The organism is Lactococcus sp. FSL K6-0773 (assembly GCF_038006485.1).
Classification (GTDB): Bacteria; Bacillota; Bacilli; order Lactobacillales; family Streptococcaceae; genus Lactococcus; species Lactococcus lactis.
Genome location: NZ_JBBOVF010000001.1, coordinates 1,877,588 through 1,894,897 on the forward strand (window position 1 = coordinate 1,877,588; position 17,310 = coordinate 1,894,897).

General features: G+C 36.5%; 20 protein-coding genes and 1 pseudogene. 4 read left to right on the forward strand and 17 right to left on the reverse strand.

Annotated elements, in window-relative coordinates; genetic code table 11:
• Together MHB61_RS09290 and MHB61_RS09295 are read right to left on the reverse strand one after the other, a co-directional pair.
• Window positions 1-705, reverse strand: coding sequence for a CPBP family intramembrane glutamic endopeptidase (locus MHB61_RS09290; RefSeq protein ID WP_003131254.1), 705 nt, complete (start codon window positions 703-705; stop codon window positions 1-3).
• Between the two features lie 302 nt (window positions 706-1,007).
• On the reverse strand, window positions 1,008-2,027 hold the full coding sequence (locus MHB61_RS09295; RefSeq protein WP_014570889.1) for an SDR family NAD(P)-dependent oxidoreductase: 1,020 nt from the start codon (window positions 2,025-2,027) through the stop codon (window positions 1,008-1,010).
• A 124-nt stretch (window positions 2,028-2,151) separates the two neighbouring features.
• Between MHB61_RS09295 and MHB61_RS09300 the strand changes: the two genes are divergently transcribed.
• Window positions 2,152-2,679, forward strand: coding sequence for a TetR/AcrR family transcriptional regulator (locus tag MHB61_RS09300; protein ID WP_003131249.1), 528 nt, complete (start codon window positions 2,152-2,154; stop codon window positions 2,677-2,679).
• Between the two features lie 41 nt (window positions 2,680-2,720).
• On the opposite strand, the gene MHB61_RS09305 is transcribed toward MHB61_RS09300, so the two are convergent.
• Window positions 2,721-5,414, reverse strand: coding sequence for a cation-translocating P-type ATPase (locus MHB61_RS09305; protein ID WP_003131248.1), 2,694 nt, complete (start codon window positions 5,412-5,414; stop codon window positions 2,721-2,723).
• A gap of 128 nt (window positions 5,415-5,542) precedes the next feature.
• On the opposite strand from MHB61_RS09305, the gene MHB61_RS09310 reads away from it, so the two are divergent.
• Complete coding sequence (locus MHB61_RS09310; RefSeq protein ID WP_003131246.1) at window positions 5,543-6,064, forward strand: DUF536 domain-containing protein; 522 nt, start codon at window positions 5,543-5,545, stop codon at window positions 6,062-6,064.
• 278 nt (window positions 6,065-6,342) lie between these two features.
• Window positions 6,343-7,353, forward strand: a complete 1,011-nt coding sequence (gene gap, locus MHB61_RS09315) for a type I glyceraldehyde-3-phosphate dehydrogenase (protein ID WP_340817529.1) — start codon at window positions 6,343-6,345, stop codon at window positions 7,351-7,353.
• A 722-nt stretch (window positions 7,354-8,075) separates the two neighbouring features.
• On the opposite strand, the gene MHB61_RS09320 is transcribed toward gap, so the two are convergent.
• The 14 genes from MHB61_RS09320 to MHB61_RS09385 form a co-directional block, all read right to left on the reverse strand.
• On the reverse strand, window positions 8,076-8,399 hold the full coding sequence (locus MHB61_RS09320; RefSeq protein ID WP_137016600.1) for a sigma factor-like helix-turn-helix DNA-binding protein: 324 nt from the start codon (window positions 8,397-8,399) through the stop codon (window positions 8,076-8,078).
• A gap of 24 nt (window positions 8,400-8,423) precedes the next feature.
• Window positions 8,424-8,834, reverse strand: coding sequence for a RinA family protein (locus MHB61_RS09325; RefSeq protein WP_137016602.1), 411 nt, complete (start codon window positions 8,832-8,834; stop codon window positions 8,424-8,426).
• Window positions 8,835-8,836: 2 nt separating this feature from the next.
• The gene (locus MHB61_RS09330; RefSeq protein ID WP_042748244.1) at window positions 8,837-9,274 is read right to left on the reverse strand and encodes a terminase small subunit; all 438 of its coding nucleotides are present in this window, start codon (window positions 9,272-9,274) and stop codon (window positions 8,837-8,839) included.
• A gap of 132 nt (window positions 9,275-9,406) precedes the next feature.
• A complete protein-coding gene (locus tag MHB61_RS09335; RefSeq protein ID WP_262652054.1) occupies window positions 9,407-9,988 on the reverse strand; it encodes a hypothetical protein in 582 nt (193 codons plus the stop codon).
• 235 nt (window positions 9,989-10,223) lie between these two features.
• Window positions 10,224-11,852: a DNA primase family protein gene (locus MHB61_RS09340; protein WP_262652053.1), complete on the reverse strand. Its 1,629-nt coding sequence runs from the start codon at window positions 11,850-11,852 to the stop codon at window positions 10,224-10,226.
• A 10-nt stretch (window positions 11,853-11,862) separates the two neighbouring features.
• Window positions 11,863-12,657: a bifunctional DNA primase/polymerase gene (locus MHB61_RS09345; RefSeq protein WP_262652051.1), complete on the reverse strand. Its 795-nt coding sequence runs from the start codon at window positions 12,655-12,657 to the stop codon at window positions 11,863-11,865.
• Window positions 12,654-12,989 (reverse strand): hypothetical protein, encoded by a 336-nt coding sequence (locus tag MHB61_RS09350; RefSeq protein ID WP_137015860.1) that lies wholly within the window; start codon window positions 12,987-12,989, stop codon window positions 12,654-12,656. The genes MHB61_RS09345 and MHB61_RS09350 overlap by 4 nt, the downstream gene beginning before the upstream one ends.
• A complete protein-coding gene (locus MHB61_RS09355; RefSeq protein ID WP_137015858.1) occupies window positions 12,986-13,240 on the reverse strand; it encodes a hypothetical protein in 255 nt (84 codons plus the stop codon). The genes MHB61_RS09350 and MHB61_RS09355 overlap by 4 nt, the downstream gene beginning before the upstream one ends.
• Window positions 13,237-13,476: a hypothetical protein gene (locus tag MHB61_RS09360; protein ID WP_137015856.1), complete on the reverse strand. Its 240-nt coding sequence runs from the start codon at window positions 13,474-13,476 to the stop codon at window positions 13,237-13,239. The genes MHB61_RS09355 and MHB61_RS09360 overlap by 4 nt, the downstream gene beginning before the upstream one ends.
• 36 nt (window positions 13,477-13,512) lie before the next feature.
• On the reverse strand, window positions 13,513-13,794 hold the full coding sequence (locus MHB61_RS09365) for a hypothetical protein (RefSeq protein WP_137015854.1): 282 nt from the start codon (window positions 13,792-13,794) through the stop codon (window positions 13,513-13,515).
• A gap of 11 nt (window positions 13,795-13,805) precedes the next feature.
• On the reverse strand, window positions 13,806-14,231 hold the full coding sequence (locus MHB61_RS09370) for a hypothetical protein (protein ID WP_098404901.1): 426 nt from the start codon (window positions 14,229-14,231) through the stop codon (window positions 13,806-13,808).
• Window positions 14,232-14,235: 4 nt separating this feature from the next.
• Window positions 14,236-14,430, reverse strand: a complete 195-nt coding sequence (locus MHB61_RS09375; protein WP_023188559.1) for a DUF1655 domain-containing protein — start codon at window positions 14,428-14,430, stop codon at window positions 14,236-14,238.
• Window positions 14,431-14,505: 75 nt separating this feature from the next.
• Entirely contained in the window at window positions 14,506-15,198 is a 693-nt protein-coding gene (locus tag MHB61_RS09380) for a BRO-N domain-containing protein (RefSeq protein WP_046781648.1), read from the reverse strand.
• Window positions 15,199-15,344: 146 nt separating this feature from the next.
• Entirely contained in the window at window positions 15,345-15,584 is a 240-nt protein-coding gene (locus MHB61_RS09385) for a hypothetical protein (protein ID WP_021212072.1), read from the reverse strand.
• Window positions 15,585-15,721: 137 nt separating this feature from the next.
• Between MHB61_RS09385 and MHB61_RS13830 the strand changes: the two are divergent.
• Window positions 15,722-15,905 (forward strand): annotated as a pseudogene (locus MHB61_RS13830) (helix-turn-helix domain-containing protein); the annotation flags it as partial.
• Window positions 15,906-17,310 lie beyond the last annotated feature (1,405 nt).

A 17,310-nucleotide genomic window follows, 5' to 3' on the forward strand; every position in this document is an offset into this window, starting at 1 on the left:
TTAATAAGGTAATAGCTTAAAAAATGTGTCTAGCAGTTTGATTGCAGATCCACCAAAAAGATTCACTGAGCTATGGACAATCGCGCTCTCGATGAAATTATTTCTTTTTGAATAAACCCAAGTAATAATGAAAGAAAGGATGAGATATGGAAGTAAGTACCAAGAAAATCCCGTATGGACAAGAGCGAAAAGTACAAAAGAGATTAAAAAGGCAACCTTTTTATTAGTTATTGATCCAAAAATATAACTTCTAAACAATAGCTCTTCCGAAAGTGGAACAATAATTCCTAAAATATATTTTTGACAAAGGATTGGTAGTTGGCCTAAAATATCCGACATACCAGTATCACTCGTCACGGAAGAAATAATTTGTGCTTTTAGGACAAGTACTGTTACTAGATAATTGGTTGCTAAAGTGAAAAATACAATCCCCATTAGCCAAAAAATACGCTTTAAATCCCAGTTCTTAAGTGTATTTTTTAGATATCCGAGCTTCCAAGCAATTATAAAAATGAGTATTAATACCAAAGTCATTAATAGTGGTAAGGTCCAAGAGGAATTAGTATATAAAAAATCGGTAAAGAAAAAGATTGTTTTATTAAAGAAATAGGCAAAAACTAAAACAAGAGGATATTGATAAAGAATGTTTAATAAAAGAAAAAATAGAATTCCTAAAATATTAAGTTTGTATTTTTTTAAAATCATGGCTGTTCTCTTATAAAAATTTTTAGTGAGTGTTGCAGGTTCATCACTATAAATTTTTGAAGTTCATTTAAATTCTTCTTCATAAGCATCTCCTTTGTTATAAAAAAACTATATATTCAAACTATTTCGAATATATAGCATAATATTAGCACTTGATCAATAACATGTCAAAGAAGTTTGTGTATTTTTAATATAAATACCATTATTTAATCAAAAGTAGTATGTATAATAAGTTTCATCTAATGAAAAAATAGATAAACTGACCTATTTATAATAGGTCAGTTTTATTTTATAGTAAGGGTTTATTCAAAATCTAGACCTGTTATATTTTTTGAAATCTGCCAAAGTCTATCTGCGTCATTGTGGTCTATTGCATGCGGACGTAAGCCTCCAGAAAAATTATTAGCTTCTTCTGATGTCATAAGTCTGGCAATATTAAGGTCTTCACAATAAAGACCACCCTTACTTTCTAAATCAGGGCTTGTTGAGGCCCAAAGAGGTGTTGCGGCACCTTGAGCGATTGTTTTTAAATAGCGATATTTACTTCGGTCAAAGCCGGATTTAAGTGCATTAAAAAATACGGGGATATGAATTAATTTAAAATAGTCGGCTAGGTAGCGGAGCCAAGGGGTAATTGGTGAATTTTGACGACCAATATTTGTCATTGGAATCATACCAGGGTGGACGGCAAAACTTCTAATTCCATATTTTTTTCCTAGTTCATCTAGTTTTATTGAAAATAAAACGTTGGCAGTTTTAGATTGTTGGTAGCCTATTTGGGGATTATAGTTTTCTATTTTTTCAAAATTCCAATCTTCTAGTAATGGTGTCATTTGTTGAGCACGACTGGATAAATTTATAACTCTTGAGTTTTTTGCATTTTTTAAAGCGGGTAAAAGTTCCATTGTTAATTGATAGTGGCCTAGATGGTTTGTGGCAAAGTGATATTCTATTCCTCGTGAATCTCTTTTTAAAGGAAGGTACATTAATCCAGCGGAATTAATAAGAATATCTAGTTTTGAATTATTTTGCAAAAAACTTTCGGCAAATTGATGAATACTTTCTGGATTGGTGAGGTCAAGGGGAAGAATGTCAATATTTTTTATTTTAGATAAATTTTTCTTGGCTACCTCCATTCTTCGGGCAGGGATAATAATTTTTGCTCCAGCACGTGAAAGTTGTTTGGTCATCTCTAAACCAATACCAGAATACCCACCAGTGATGATGATTGTTTTTCCTGAAAGATTAATATTTTTCATAACTTTATTTGCTGTTGTTTTATAATTAAATTTGTAGTTTGCTATTGGTTCTTGATTTGACATAATAAAATTTTCCTTTGTGTTATAATATTTATGTGATACAAGTGTAACAGCAAAAAAGAACTTTTACAATTAACTTTGGACGGTTTGTCTTTAAAAGTGACAACAAAATGAAAGTGTAACAGAAATGAAGCGAAAAGAGCAATATCAAGATTTTCATGACTTTATTATTGAAGGAATGATGTTGTGTTTAGAGAAATATACAATCAATGAATTGCCATTGACAGAAGTTTGCAAAAAAGCCGGGGTGAGTCGGATGACTTTCTATCGGCACTTCAAAAATAAGGAAGAAGTCGTATTAGAGTATTTTGAGCTAATCTATGATAAATTTCTCAAAGAACTTTTGGAGCTAGAAAGTATTAACTCACTTATTTTAAGTGAGAAGTTGGTGGGACTATTTGTTGAACAAGAAGAAGAAATAGAAAAAGCTGTCAAGGGGAATTATTATTCGCTGATTTTTCAGGTATTTGCTCAAAAGATGATTATTTTTTATAATGAAACAACGACTTGGGCTGATTATCTAGGGACAAAGCAAAAATTTTGGAACGATTTTATGGCTGCTGGTTTATTTTATGTTTTAGGAAATTGGGTGAAAAATGGCTGTCAAGAGTCTTATGATGAAGTGGTGAAGATGGTTGTAGAATTCCATGAATAAGTGGACAGATAAAAAGGCTCAAGTTATTTTGAGCCTTTCTTTTAGCCAATAAATTTTTTCCCTTGTTTATTAAGAAACACTTTTGTAATTTCAATGACAAGGGTTGGGATTAAAGCTAAGATGATAGCTATTAGCCAGTGTGTCATTGATAAAGGAGCAACTTCTAAGATGTTCATCAAAATAGGAACATTTGTAAAGAGAACGGTTATTCCTAGTGATAATAAGGTGGTACCAAAAATCATTTTATTAGTGGTTATTCCTCTTGTGAAGAGAGATTCATTACTTCTAGCATTATAGACATTAATCGTAGAAGCAAGGGTTAATATCACAAAGGCCATTGTTTGTCCGAGTTGATGGTTGGGTGTCAATCCAGCGATTTCAATAAACCTACCAAGATAAAAACCAACTAGAGCAGTAATGATGAATGCTGTAGAACAAATGGCGATACGCCAGCTGACTCCTCTTGAGAAGATACTTTCTTTGACTCCAACAGGTGGCTGTTCCATGATATGACTGTCGGCTTTTTCACGTGAAAGTCCAAATCCGGGAATTCCATCAGCAAGGACATTGATGTAAAGGAGTTGAATTCCTGTAAAAGGCATTCCCCAACCGACAATTGCTCCAATGAGCATTGTTAGAATTTCAGCTACGTTTGCTGAGAGAAGGTAATAAATTGTTTTTTTGATATTGGTGTAAACGCGACGGCCTTCGCGAATGGCAGCGACGATGGTCGCAAAATTGTCGTCAGCAAGAATGATATCAGAAGCGGATTTTGCAACTTCTGTTCCAGCTATTCCCATTGCAGTTCCGACATCGGCTGCTCTTAAGCTAGGTGCGTCATTGACCCCGTCTCCTGTCATGGCGACGATTTGTTCTTTTTCTTGCCAGATTTTTACAATACGAAGTTTGTCTTCAGGACTTACTCGGGCATAGACCGAAATTTGTTCAATCGTTTGGCTAAGTTCATCATCTGTCATTGATTTGAGCGTTAAGCCGTCAATAACTTTATCTCCGTCACGATAGATGTCAATTTGTTGAGCGATTGCTTTTGCTGTAAGCGCGTGGACCCCTGTAATCATGATTGGTTTAATACCAGCAGCCCTTGCTTCTTGAACAGCGGCTTTTGATTCTAATCGTGGAGGGTCAATCATTCCCACGATTCCAAGAAAGGTAAGATTATTTTCTAATTCAGTTAAATCTTCTGGGACTTTATCGATGATTTTGTAAGAAAGAGCAAGAACACGTAGGGCTTGGTCAGCAAAAATATCATGTATTTTTTGGGCTTGACTCAATAAATCATTTGATAAGTGAGTGGAAGTCTCCTCGTTATTTGAAGAAAGGAGCTGTGGATGCTGTGCTTGATGTTGACTGCTTGGTGCAAGTCTATCAAAAGCGCCCTTGGTCAGTACAAGATATTTTTCATTATCTTGCGGATGTGGAATGACAACGGTCATTTTTTTGCGTGAACTATCAAAAGGGAGTTCGGCAAGTCGTTTTGGATTTTTTTCGGGTTCATAGAGGTCATGAGTAATTAAAAAGCGAATGATTGCTGCTTCGGTTGGGTCACCATGGATTTCCCAATTACCGTCAATGAGTTGTGCACTGGCGTTTGAGGCATAAGCAAAATTTTGTATTAAGGAAACTTCAGAGCTTGATAATTGACCTCCTGACCAACTATCTTGTCCAGATAGCCAAAGTTTTTGAATGGTCATCTGATTTTGTGTGAGTGTTCCGGTTTTGTCAGAAGCAATGACTGTTGCGTTTCCAAGAGTTTCAACGGCAGGGACATTTCGGATAATGGCTTTTTTCTGAGCCATATTTTCTACACCGTAAATCAGACTGAGGGTAACAATAACTGGAAGTGTTTCTGGAACGGCAGCTACTCCTAAAACAACGGCGGTCATTAAATTATCAACAAAAGGAACGTTTCCATACAAAAGATTAATGACAAAGATTAAGATTCCAGCGGCAAAGGCAATGATTGCTAAGCGTTTGGCAAGTTTATCGATTCTTTTTTGAAGAGGAGTTTTTCCTTTTATTTGTTCGCCAATAAGTGTGGCAATTTGTCCCATTTGAGATTCGGAACCAACTGCGACAACGATTCCTTCGGCTGTTCCGTTAAGGATATTTGTTCCTGAGAAAACCATATTCAGTTGATCTCCAAGAGGAACTTCGTCAGTAATATCAAGGTCAGCATTCTTGTCAATGGGTTCTGATTCACCTGTCAGTGAAGATTCATCAACTTGCAGGCTATTACTTGTGAGTAAGCGAATATCAGCTCCAACTTGTACGCCGGCTGTCAGCTCAATGAGGTCACCGCAGACTAATTCACTTGAAGGAATAGTTTGGCGTTTTCCAGAACGAAGAACAGTTGAAGTTGGTGAGGAAAGCTCTTTGAGTGCAGCGAGTGCATTTTCCGCCCTGTTTTCTTGGAAGATTGAAACGAAAACGTTGATGGCAACGATAAGTAAAACAACAATTGTTTTAGTGTAGTTTCCGTTACTGATATAAGCCAAATAGGCTGAGAGAACACCAACTAAAATAAGAATGATATTCATGACTTCTAAGAGGTGATGAAGAAGTTTTTGAAAAATATTTGGGCCACTTTGTTCTTCAAAGTTATTATGACCGTATTTTATTCGTGAATTTGTGACTTGAGTTGGACTGAGACCAGTTTTACTATTAATATCATAGAATTTTTTTATATTATCAATGGATTCTGTTTTATATTTCATATTTTTTAGCCCTTTCTTTTGGAAATTTACATTATAATATAATTATAATATATTTTTAATAATTACTGGAACGATATGCAAATAAAATTTTTACAAAAGTCTGTATAATTAGCCGAAAATATGGTATTATGGATGATATGAAAACTAAAACAGTAAGTGAATTGGCAGAGCTTTTTGGAGTGACTCGCCAAGCGATGAATAAACGTGTTAAGTCGCTAGATACTAAATTTGTTGAAAAAAATGAGAAGAATGTAACAGTCGTTAATGCCGAGGGAATTCATGAACTTGAGGGACTATACGGAAAAGTGGTGACTGCCAAGGCAGAGGTTCTGGAAGAAAATGCTGACAAAGGTTCTGAGGTTGCGCTTAAGACAGATGATGCAACATCCGCAGCTTACGAAATGATTAGCGCTTTGATGAAAGATAAAAACGCTGAGATTGAACGTTTAAACAGTCAACTTATCTCCAAAGATCAACAATTAAACGTAAAAGATGCTCAAATTGCTGAAAAAGATGTACAGATTAAAAAACAGCAAGAGTTAATGGAAAAAGCTTTGACAGATCAAAAACAATTTTTTACGGATTTGCAAGAACAGTTAAAAACCACTGATAATAAGGGCTTTTTTGGGCGTTTATTTGGTAAGAAATAAATCATAAATTTGCTGAGCGTTTCATCAGTAAATTTTTTTATTGCTTTTTTATAGAAGTGGAAGAAGAAACTATTCTTAAAAGTACGAGCTTTTTTAATGTTAAACGCTTTCAAGAGAAGTGGACTTCTTTTGCTTTTGTAGAGCGCTTTCTAAGGGAGTTTATGTTTGCAAATTTTAAAAAAAGTGTTAAAATAAAAGAGTAAGTTAAATTGTTAACTTAGTCAATTTAAAAGGTAAGCCTTTTATAAAATCTAATCCCTATAAGGAGGAAACTACTAATGGTAGTTAAAGTTGGTATTAACGGTTTCGGTCGTATCGGTCGTCTTGCTTTCCGTCGTATTCAAAATGTTGAAGGTGTTGAAGTTGTTGCAATCAACGACTTGACAGATCCAGCAATGCTTGCTCACTTGCTTAAATACGATACAACTCAAGGTCGTTTTGATGGTAAAGTTGAAGTTAAAGATGGTGGTTTTGAAGTTAACGGTAAATTCGTTAAAGTTACTGCTGAATCTAACCCAGCTAACATCAACTGGGCTGAAGTTGGTGCAGAAATCGTTCTTGAAGCAACTGGTTTCTTCGCAACTAAAGAAAAAGCTGAACAACACTTGCACGCTAACGGTGCTAAAAAAGTTGTTATCACTGCACCTGGTGGATCTGATGTCAAAACAATCGTTTTCAACACTAACCACGAAGTACTTGATGGAACTGAAACAGTAATTTCAGCTGGTTCATGTACAACTAACTGTCTTGCTCCAATGGCTGATACTTTGAACAAACAATTCGGTATCAAAGTTGGTACAATGACTACAGTTCACGGTTACACTGGTGACCAAATGACTCTTGATGGCCCACACCGCGGTGGAGACTTCCGTCGCGCACGTGCTGCAGCTGAAAACATCGTACCTAACTCAACAGGTGCTGCTAAAGCTATCGGTCTTGTATTGCCAGAACTTCAAGGTAAACTTCAAGGACATGCTCAACGTGTACCAGTTCCAACTGGTTCATTGACTGAACTTGTTACTATCCTTAACAAAGAAGTTACAGTTGACGAAATCAACGCAGCTATGAAAGCTGCTTCAAATGAATCATTTGGTTACAACGAAGACCAAATCGTTTCATCTGATATCGTTGGTATCTCAAACTCTTTACTCTTTGATGCTACTCAAACTGAAGTTACTTCAGCTGATGGAGCTCAACTTGTTAAAACTGTATCTTGGTACGATAACGAAATGTCATACACTTCAAACCTTGTTCGTACACTTGCATACTTCGCTAAAATCGCTAAATAATTTTCCGATTTTAACGGTATAAAAACCAGTCTTCGGGCTGGTTTTTTTGATTTAATAAAGGAGAGAAGATGGAAACACCAAAATGTATTCATTGTTCAATTGAATCCCTATAAACTATTAGAGGGAAACAGAGGACAGGAAAGTCGTTTTATACAATTATGCAACAAAAACATGACCTATTAGACCATAATATACATGTTTTTAAACGTAGTAAAAGACGTAAAAAATACGAACGTAGTAAAAAGCGTTAAAAAAATGAACAAATTTTTGTCAGGTAAGGGGCTGTATATCCACGATATACGGCTTTTAATTTTGCTGACTTTTTTAACGAACGTAAAAAAATATTTTGAGATTCCCACGGTTGAGCGATTCTTGTTTTTTGAAATATGTCTAAGCCATTTTTATTCTATATTCTTTCAAAAACAGACCTAAAGTTACGTATTTATAAGAATGGCTTAACCATGCCTATTACAAGGTGTAAAAACACTCTTTTTTTAGTTTTTAATGTATGCTAAGGGCCATACTAAGCCCTTATAAACCTCATGGTTGAGCCATTTTTGTTCAGAAAAAAAGTTTTTCAGACCTGCGTACACTTGGAAAAAGCTATACTCAATCGGTTCTTTTTATAAGTTTTGAAATACTTGAGAAGTGGGGGGATACCTAACCGACAGCCCACAGTTTACTGTCTGTGAGCTTTTAATATGTTTTGCGGTAAATTATATTCAATCAACATCACGCGCGTGCTGTGCTTGTTCTGTGCCTTGTTTTATAATGTCTTTGACTTGTTTAATAGTTGGGTTCGTGTGGTTTCTAATAGTATGCTCGTTTAACAGATAACGGCTTGCGACTTCTGATAGTGTCATGCGTTCCACGTATCTAAGTCTTATCAATTCTATGTCATCATCACTCAATGAATCAAACAGCTCTGTCATTGCGTTTAATACAAAGCGTTGTGGTGTTTCTTTCCCTGTGCTGTCTATCCTGTCAGTCCATGGCTCCATAACTCCCGAAAGATATAGCCTGATATTAAACTCTGTTTTATTCATAGTATCGCCCTCCAAACAAAAACACTACAAAACACGCGCCACGTCTTCTTTGAAAGAAAAGTATATTCTTTTAGCTCTCTTGATAGGTATGTCTATGCCTGCACTCTCTAACTCCATAGCGACACGATACCACGTAAAACCGTTATACCCTTTATATCTTAACTCTATGATTCTTTTTTCTGATACTGTTAAAGTATTGTATAAAGCTCCTAAAAGTTCAAGTGTTCGCCTTAATCCTATCAGCTCTTTGTCCTCTTCCATGCGTTCCTTGTCTAATGTGTTACCCTCTGGCTCCGCTGTGCCTTTATAAGCTGTTCTAATCCCTAGGTTGTCCTGTTTTACCCTGTATAGATAACGGCTCTCAATTGCTTTTATTTTGGCTTGTGTGCGCCCGTTAATATAATCACTTATGATTCTATCTATTTTATCTTTCACGCTTACCCCTCTCTGCTTGCTAAGGCTCTAAGCTCCTCTTCCGTTAGATTCTCAAAAGGATTGCTCACGTTTAAATTCCCTTTGATATTAATGTCTTGGGCAAGCGGGTAACGTTTTAAGATTTCAGCACTCGCCCTAATGACTTGATTAGTATCAGGGTGTTTGTCTATGACGTCGCCCTCTGCTGTTATCACTTGCTCTGTATGCTCTCCGCGGACTATCTGTGTTAATATGCCCAAGGTTTCCTCTGCGGTTGCTATGGCGTTGTTTGAAATGTCTTTTAACTTGCTATCAATGTATTTTTTTAAGTCAGGTTTAGTCAGGTTTTCGGCTCCTATCGACTTCGCTGTTTTTTGGCTGTACCCTGCATTAATAGCCGACTGCGTGGCGTTTCCTGTTTTTATATATTCGTCGCAAAATTTACGCTGTTTCGGTGTCATTGTTTTCCCTCGTTTCTGTTTATACGTCCTTTTGATTATAACAAAGTAAAAAGACAAGTTTTATAAGTTTTATAAGTTTTTTATTTCCACATAACGTTAAAAAAGCCCAGTCATTGACTAGGCTCTTTTTGTTTATTCTTCTAACTCAAAGCCGATTAATTCCGCGATATTATCCAGCGCGTTGATATTCATATCTGCTAAGTCTTTCGCTGTGATGATTGTGCCGTCTGTGAACCGTGGCACTTCGTTGATATCTTCTTTAAACATTGAATGATTGAGCGCGTGCAAGTCTTGTAACTGTGCTTTTAGTGCCAGCTCTTGCGGTTTATTCTCGCTCTCTGCTGAAAGGCTCATTTCATTCAATCCTAGCGCTTTAATCAAACGCTCAACACTATCCGTCAGTAAGTCCGCAAAGACTTGCGTGTCATTGCCTGATATTTCATGAGGTGCAAAGGTCAGCTCTTGCATTTCCTTAATGATTGATTTTACTTTTTCTTGTGGTTCGTATTCCTGCGGTTCTGTCAGTTCGTCCACAGATAAGCCCAAAACTTCTGTAAGGTTGACTAGGTTCTCATGCAATCCTTCCGCTAAGTCTTTCTGAGTGGCTGGAGTTTCGTTTGCTCCCTCAATATGAATTAATTTTGAAGTGGGTTCTGAAAGTTCACTTGTAAGTGTAAAAAGGTTAGATAAGATTGTTTTTGTATTTTGGCTCATTTTATTTTCTCCGATTTTTCTATGTAGTAATTTGTAGTATTTTTTATGACAACATTTGTCAACACTTCAATTTGTCGGACAGCGTGCTTTTTTCATGTTTTTATTTCCTCTGATAAATTCCTAGCGAGTAGGTGTTTTTGCGGTAACAGAGTAACAGATACCTATAAACGGCTTAACCATAGGGTTAAAGCTGTTACTTCTAACAGTAACGTGTTACCGATTTTCAGTAACACTTTTATTTTTTCTTGCGGGAATAACCTTTAGTGACTTTTTTATGTTTCTCATCGTCCCAATAAAACAACCGTCTAAACAATTCCATTTCATTGGCTCGATGTAAATCGACAGCTCTATTAAAGCCTGCGCTATTTGGTCTTTGCACGGTCTTTTTCCATTGGTCTTTGACATAATCAGGTAGTTTATTCTCAAACTCTCGCTTAGTAAAGGGCTTCACTCCCTCATCTTCACACCATGCACGATATAAGGCGCTTATAAAGGCGGTCGGTAGAAAATCACTGACGAACTCCTCAAACATATCATTTACAAAAGCCAGCACGTTATCATTAGAAATTTTAAAGTCATCTAATAGCCCTTGTGTGGCTTTAGGTTCGTCAAACTTATCAAAATTAAGTGATAAGGCGATTTTTAGCACGTACTCTAAAACGTCTTTGCGTTTAATATAATCATCTTTGATTTTCCAGTTGTCATTATCTGCGGTAAAAGACTTTTCAAAAGGCACGATAAGCAAACGCCTATAAGTTCCGTTCGACTTGTTTCTGAACTTAGGTAAGAAATTAGTCGATTGAATAACTAGCTTGTTAAATACTGCCAAAGTTGGTTGTTTCCCTTTCGCTTCAATCGGTACAGGGTCGCCAGTAACTACTGAAAAGTAATTTCCTGCGTTGTCTAAGTAACTGACTTGGCTATCATCTCCAATAACGCAAGTTTTGCCAACGACTTGGGAAAGGGCGAACCGTTCCGCAAATTGTTCAGCTTTGACACTTGCGACGTTCTCACGTCCGATAAGGTTCATGATGAGGCTCTGAAAAGTCCCTTTGCCGTCATTTCCTTTACCGACTAGCCAAACGCCTTTGCGATAAGAGTAGTTTCCGTTGGTACTTGCGGAAATAATTTGCCATAAAAGGCTAACAAGTTCTTTATCTCCACTCATTAAATCATTGAGCCAGTCGTCTACGTTCCAACCGTTAATATTGGGTACTTTTGCCTTGTCATTGTACTTTGTAGCAATCGTTGAAGTAAAGACGTATTTAGGACTGAATGGCTCTAATTGTTGCGTTTTCTTGTTAAAAATACCGTTCGCTACTGGGATAAGATGAGCTTCTGCGGTTTGTTGCTTAACCTCTGATAAGGTTTCAAGTTTAAAGAGAACCTCTTTTGACCGTGCCTGACTGTATGACGGCTCTAGCCAGTAAATGAGGCGATGAAAGAAGTTTTCATTTGTTTCATATATTCCCAGTTCAGGATTATAAACGCCTAACAATCCGCTTTGGTGGTCTAATTTGATGACTTTGAGCGTTTTATAGATGATTCTAGCCGTATCTAAAGGGCTTAATGACTTGGGTGTGTTGCCGTCCTCTTTAGGTGTGCTTAAAAATAAGTTACGGTGTTCAAAGAATAGTTTTCTAACAGCTCTAAGCGTTTGAGTGTTTGCTTTGACATAATCGGAGTGATTAATGATTTCTTTTTCTTGTTCCAGCCAGTCTTTTAAACATTCCTGATAACCTGCGATATTGACGACTTTTTTGCCGTCCTCTCCGTATTCTGTGAAGTCCTCTATTTTAGGTTTTGGACTTCTTACGTTTTCCTGTGGTGTTTCTGCCACAAGTTCATCTAATTGGTCAGCCATAACTTCCTTTCTATTTCATCTTGAATACACTTTTCCAAATAGTTGCCAGCTCGTCATCAGGTAAGGGCGGACTGGTTCGATTGTTAAAGGTTCGCAATAAGTCCATGCAATGATTGTTATCAATGCCTATTTTTCGCCAGTAGTGAAGAATGCGGTTCGTGTCATTGTTTCGGTTGCCTTTTCGTGCGCCTTGGTTGAATAGCTCCCACATTTCAGCGCCATAAGTTCGGCTACTTGTGCCAGTTGTTGCGCGTGCCTGCGGTCGCTGTATCATTTCAAGTAACCAGTCAGGGCAATCGCAAAGACTATCGAAAGTTAAGGGCTTATTTGTTTCGGTATCATTCAAAGGCATATAATCGCCGTCTGTGCGTTTGCTTGGGTAGATTGGTGTGAAGTGTGTCTTTATCTCCACGCCGTCCGCTAGTTCGCTGACAATTGGCTGACTGAATAGCTCTTTGGGAACTTTGAAGAAAACATGCAAGCCGTTGCCTGTGGGAGTTTTCTCAACATAGGTACTTAATATTTCGCCCTCGCTGTGTTCATTCCACAATCGACTGAAAACACTCCGACCATTCTGTCCGTTTTGGTGCTGGTCTAAGTCAATACAAATCAAACCGCTATTTCTAAGATTAATCATGATGTTACGGTTCGGTATTTCATCGAACCACGCGCTTACTGTGATTTCGTCAAGTGTTCCGCTTGAAGTCCCGCGGATAACAGCCCTCTCACTTTTTCCAGCGGGATAACCAGCGATAACAGAAAAACCGCGATTAATACAGTTTAAGGCTTGTTCTTTGGGTGTCAATGGTCAACCTCCTCAAAGAGTTGGTCAATCCAATTAAGCTCTGCAAGGGTGTAGCCGTTGACTGCGTTATTAATCGCTATGCCTGTGCGTTGTTTCTTGATAATGCCAGCCCTGCGCTCGTCTTCATTAGTTGGGATAAAATAGCCGTTATCAATCGAACCAATGGCGCAACCTTGCTTGTGGAGGTACTCAATTCGACTTTGAAGCGTTCTAAAATCAATATCAAGGGCTTGTGCTAAAATTTTGCCTTTGACGGCTCGGTCAATTCCTCGATGTTCAGCAAGAAATTTAATGATATTTTGGTCAATTGTTTGTAATTCGCTTAATTTCATTTTTTATTTTCCTTTATCTGTAATTTTATGATAGCCAGTTGCTTGCCTAAAATCGGCACTGATTGCGTGCATAAGTTGCTTTTTACTCCGCTGGGTAAGATTATGCCTGTACTTGCTTCAAACTGCTGTATTAAGTCATATTTAACCGCTCGTGCGTTGTGAATAATCTTATAGGAGTGTTTACCTGCTTGTCTAAAACTATTCTGTCCGTGCCGTTTTATAGCCGTGTAGCCTTGGTGGTGTTCAATCATTTCGCTACCTCATCAAATAAGCTGATTTCTCCGCCCTCTTTCTCGCCCTCAAATCGGATACCATGCTTATATTTACGAACTTTGAAAGAATAGTCAACGGATCCAGCATTGGCGTTTAACGGGTCTAATTTTTCAATCTGCTTGTCTGTCAGCTCTGAATGATAGGCTTTTAAGTTTTGCATGCCTAAGCTATCAATGCCAGCCACATAAGGGCAAATTTTAACAATATTTTGCATTTTTTTATAATCCTCTTTGCCTTGCCTGACAAGTTGCTATGTATCTATGATGATGAACTTGCATATATCATCAATCAAATAATAAATAAGTGAAGTTTTATATTTTGGCTTATAGCGTTTCAAGCCATGCTTTTCCCAATTATCAAGTGTGCCGTCTGATATATCTAAGTCTTCCATGACACGCTTTTTAGAAATATAGGGCAATACTCGCTTTTCATTTCTGATTTTGAGCTGTGTAGCAAGATGTTCGTTAAATAGGCTGATGACTTTATCAACTAAACCACGCGCCACAAGGTTTATTAGTGTGTCTTCATTCACGGCTTACCTCCTTACTTATCCCAAGAAGTCCAGTTTTTCTTTTCCTCTGCCATTCCTGCTTCGTACATTCTTCGAGTTACCAAAGAATTAAATTCACGGCTTTTTCTTGCCACGCTTCCGCCTGATATATCTTTAATTGCCTGATTTTTTACAGTGTTATAGAGTTGCCAATAATTTTCAAATTCTTCGGTTTCTTTTTCTAGCCATTTTGTAGGTTTGTGCGCTTTTTTACCGCGATTAAATCCCACACTATAAGCGGTCATTAATGCTTGATAGATATCGTATTTTTCCAATTTTAAGCCGTCTTGTTCTTCGAGCCAGTTAAGAGAGAAAAATAAATCTTCAAATACTGGGTTAAATTCTGTAAAGCTACATTCTTTTGCGACTGCCTGCTCGATTTCTGCACGTACATTCAATTTTTCGTCTGTTATTGCCATTTTCTTACCCCTTAACCATTTCTACTTGGATATCATTTTCTAAAGTTGTGAAAGTTACTACTGATTGACCGTCAAACAAGCGGTAAACATACTCATTAAGCTGTATAAAGTGTCTTGCTTTGGCTTTTAATAAGTCCATAAGCTCGAAAGCGATTGAATCGTCAAGGATATAAGTTTCTTTGTTTATTGGTGTGTTCATGTTGAAAATTCCTCTCATTATGGTAAAATAAGAGCATGAAATCACGTTAGCGCGTGAATCATGCTAAGTTTTGAATTAGGCCTTTTTCGTTGGTAGCGGTTGGGCTTTTTCTTTTGTCAAAAATGCTTTGATTTGGTGTCGGTCAAAACCTAAATCTAGTAAATTAGTAATACTCGATTCATAAGTTTGCAGTATCTGCAGTTCTTCAGGACAGTCAAGCATTTGTTTAAGTTTAGCGTTAGGACGTCCTAGCGCTTTTCTCATGCCTTGGACACTCTTATATTCGCCGTTAGTAACCAGAGCTGTCAGCATATTAGCAAAGATAACATGATAGTTTTTCTCAAAGTGAGGACTTTCACTTATGGCAGTCGATAGTTCTCGCCGTGTGATAGTGGCTTTTGCCATTTCTTTGGCTTTGACTAATTCGCCTTTGAAATAAGCTTTCAATACGCTACGTGTCCATTCACGGAATTTTCGAGCCGTTTCACTCTTTGGTGCAAGGAAAAGAATTTCTTTGATTCCCTCAAAAGTAAATACTCGAGTATCGTATTGCTTTCCGTCACCGTGTGCCAATTTGGCACTAACTGAAAATTCTCTGTTTTTGAGATACTTATTTTTCTGTACTAGTTTTGTAATACCATATCTAGTTTGATATCCAATACACTGAGCAAGTTGTTCAGTTGTCATGAAAATTTCATGATTATCATTTCGCCAAACATCACAGGTAATGCCGTTGAATAATTCTTGATTGACTAATTGTAAGTTCATTTGTTCTCTTTCCAGCGCTCACACGCAGTTAGTAGTTTTCAGAAGAAACTTGTTTCATTGCTAAGTAAATCTTTTCGAAATCAATATTAAGGATACGCGCAAGTTTTGCCATATCATTGATTTCAATATCTTCAAAAGTTGCCATTTTATCCTTCTTTGTTTGATTTTTGCGAACTTAAAGAGCTAAATTTAACGGCATCAAATACCGTTTTTTCATTTACACTTAAAATTTCAGCCAGCATTTCGATTTCTTTTGTTTTAAAACGATTAGCTGGGTCTTGCCTTCTATGCCAAAACATAAAAGGTGTCATTCCAAGCTTATCTGCTATAAATCCTGTGCGTAATCCTTTAGATTTTAACAGTTTTTCAAAAGGTGTTTGTGTCATTTTGTAAAGCCTCTCTGTTTTATTTTTGTTGACAAGAATATTTTAAAATAAAGTTTTAAAAATGTCAACACTGAAGTTTGAATAAATCAAACAAAAATATTATAATTGATATTATCAAAAAGAAAGTTGATGATATTATGAATAATGATGAAATAAAATTTGCTAAAAGAATTAAAGAGTTGAGATTGTCGAAAGACATGACTATGGAAGAACTTGGAAATAAACTTGGTAAAACAAAATCAACTATCTCAACATGGGAAAAAGGATCCAGAAGTCCTAAAATGGGAGAGCTAGAAGATATAGCTAGTTTTTTTAATGTTTCGATTAATTATTTATTAGGCTTATCTGATACCGATAATAAAAAAACATTTGAGCTAACTAATAAAAAATTGGATGAACTTCAGAAAAGGGTGGAAAAAAATCTACAAAAAAATCCAAATCACAAAGAATTTAAAGAAGTTCTTGAGGAAATAGAACGCGAAAGATTTAATGCTAAAGTGATATATAGTTTAGGGAATTCACTTGACTACCAATATTTGAAAGAGTATGGAATCAGTAGAAACGAAGTTGTCGTTCTATCGGATGAAAACATAAGAGAACCAATTCTTAAGATGTTGGAGTTGTTTCCGAAACTTAATTTAGAAGATTTAAATAAAATTCTTGAATATACTGAAATGTTGAATATGAAAAGAGAGAGTGAGAGTAAGTGAGGCTTATCTATCTTTCCTAAATTATGTTTATTAATAAAAAGACTTTTACGGCTATCATCACAACGCTTATGACGAAGCGCGTGCATTGCTGTGTGAGTTGTGTTGGTTTGAGTTGGTGGGATAGAAAAGAATTTGTTTTTATTCTTCCAGTCAATGATATAAAAACACAAATAACAAAAAATACAATGACGTACCAAGTCAATTTCTGCCAACATTTGCCAACAATTAGCAAGTGTACTTTCAGGTACGGTTGTTCAGTATGATACTGACAGTATGTAAATTTTGTATGTTGTTCATACCCTACGTAATGTCGGTATAGCTTTCTGCCACAAGTGGCAAAAACGAAAATTTCGTTGTTGTTATTAAGGGGGTCGTGATTCGCGACTTGCTAGGGAGGAACGGATAGTTACCCATTTTTTAGGGTCTCAGATAACGAAGGATACTTTCTCACATTTTTGTGATTAACCTTACCAAAACCTTACCATTAGGAAAGTTCATACCATACATAAAAGGAGCGTTTAAATTTCCCTATATATTTTATAGTTACTTTTTTAGGGTGTCAGAAATGTCACTATACTTCTAAGAAGTTATAAAGTGAAGTAAAGCACTTCAATACTCAAAACCGTTTTTTAAATGTCTAACGTTTTCCATTTGCTCCATTTTTGAAGATATACAACCAGCGCAATATTTACCGCCAAACATATAAGCAACATGTCACGCGCGTGAATCATGCCAATACGTGCAAACCTGAACCACGTTAAAAGCTGGCGCCATTATGTTGATAGTTCTGCCAAATAAAAAGGCTCTATTAAGCTGTTTTTAGTTTGTTTTCTATCAATCTCTTTTCTTATAGTTGTTACCTTGTTACCTTGTTGTTACTCTTAATATAAAGAACGGTAACAGCTTAAAGTGTTGATATATATAGCTTTATAATACTTTGTTACCTTGTTACCGTAAATAATACTATATTAGTAGAGAATTTAATAACTCTATAAACTAATGAACCAGTTAAGTAA

Bases quoted from the DNA above. Each gene is read 5' to 3' on its own strand.
- MHB61_RS09290 (WP_003131254.1), bottom strand. From the start codon at position 705: ATGATTTTAAAAAAATACAAACTTAATATTTTAGGAATTCTATTTTTT.
- MHB61_RS09295 (WP_014570889.1), bottom strand. From the start codon at position 2,027: ATGTCAAATCAAGAACCAATAGCAAACTACAAATTTAATTATAAAACA.
- MHB61_RS09300 (WP_003131249.1), top strand. From the start codon at position 2,152: ATGAAGCGAAAAGAGCAATATCAAGATTTTCATGACTTTATTATTGAA.
- MHB61_RS09305 (WP_003131248.1), bottom strand. From the start codon at position 5,414: ATGAAATATAAAACAGAATCCATTGATAATATAAAAAAATTCTATGAT.
- MHB61_RS09310 (WP_003131246.1), top strand. From the start codon at position 5,543: ATGGATGATATGAAAACTAAAACAGTAAGTGAATTGGCAGAGCTTTTT.
- gap (WP_340817529.1), top strand. From the start codon at position 6,343: ATGGTAGTTAAAGTTGGTATTAACGGTTTCGGTCGTATCGGTCGTCTT.
- MHB61_RS09320 (WP_137016600.1), bottom strand. From the start codon at position 8,399: ATGAATAAAACAGAGTTTAATATCAGGCTATATCTTTCGGGAGTTATG.
- MHB61_RS09330 (WP_042748244.1), bottom strand. From the start codon at position 9,274: ATGACACCGAAACAGCGTAAATTTTGCGACGAATATATAAAAACAGGA.
- MHB61_RS09335 (WP_262652054.1), bottom strand. From the start codon at position 9,988: ATGAGCCAAAATACAAAAACAATCTTATCTAACCTTTTTACACTTACA.
- MHB61_RS09340 (WP_262652053.1), bottom strand. From the start codon at position 11,852: ATGGCTGACCAATTAGATGAACTTGTGGCAGAAACACCACAGGAAAAC.
- MHB61_RS09350 (WP_137015860.1), bottom strand. From the start codon at position 12,989: ATGAAATTAAGCGAATTACAAACAATTGACCAAAATATCATTAAATTT.
- MHB61_RS09355 (WP_137015858.1), bottom strand. From the start codon at position 13,240: ATGATTGAACACCACCAAGGCTACACGGCTATAAAACGGCACGGACAG.
- MHB61_RS09360 (WP_137015856.1), bottom strand. From the start codon at position 13,476: ATGCAAAATATTGTTAAAATTTGCCCTTATGTGGCTGGCATTGATAGC.
- MHB61_RS09370 (WP_098404901.1), bottom strand. From the start codon at position 14,231: ATGGCAATAACAGACGAAAAATTGAATGTACGTGCAGAAATCGAGCAG.
- MHB61_RS09375 (WP_023188559.1), bottom strand. From the start codon at position 14,430: ATGAACACACCAATAAACAAAGAAACTTATATCCTTGACGATTCAATC.
- MHB61_RS09380 (WP_046781648.1), bottom strand. From the start codon at position 15,198: ATGAACTTACAATTAGTCAATCAAGAATTATTCAACGGCATTACCTGT.
- MHB61_RS09385 (WP_021212072.1), bottom strand. From the start codon at position 15,584: ATGACACAAACACCTTTTGAAAAACTGTTAAAATCTAAAGGATTACGC.